This window comes from Parafrigoribacterium mesophilum (genome assembly GCF_039652555.1).
GTDB classification, from domain to species: Bacteria; Actinomycetota; Actinomycetes; order Actinomycetales; family Microbacteriaceae; genus Parafrigoribacterium; species Parafrigoribacterium mesophilum.
Window position 1 is genome coordinate 1 of the sequence record NZ_JBDJAF010000052.1, and the last position, 275, is coordinate 275.

Genomic DNA, 275 nt, shown 5'->3' on the forward strand with positions numbered 1-275 from the left:
GGGCGGTTCTGGGCTCCGGCGTGCACGACCTCACCACGGGGTTCCGGGTGTTCCGCGCTGAGGCGCTGCGGTCACTCGATCTCAGCACCGTGTCCTCCCAGGGTTACTGCTTCCAGGTGGAGCTGGCCTGGCGGTTGGAGCGTCGCGGCGCCCGCTTCGTGGAGCATCCCATCACGATCGTGGAACGCACCGTTGGGCGCTCGAAAATGCACGCCGGGATCGTGGCGGAAGCGCTGCTGCGGGTCACCGGGTGGGGACTGACGAAGCGCCGCACC

The 275-nt window shown here is 69.1% G+C and carries 1 protein-coding gene; it reads left to right on the plus strand.

Annotation, left to right across the window (positions count from 1 at the left end; all coding sequences use genetic code 11):
• Positions 1 to 78: 78 nt before the first annotated feature.
• Positions 79 to 261, plus strand: a complete 183-nt coding sequence (locus ABFX56_RS16065; RefSeq protein WP_487047307.1) for a hypothetical protein — start codon at positions 79 to 81, stop codon at positions 259 to 261.
• Positions 262 to 275 lie beyond the last annotated feature (14 nt).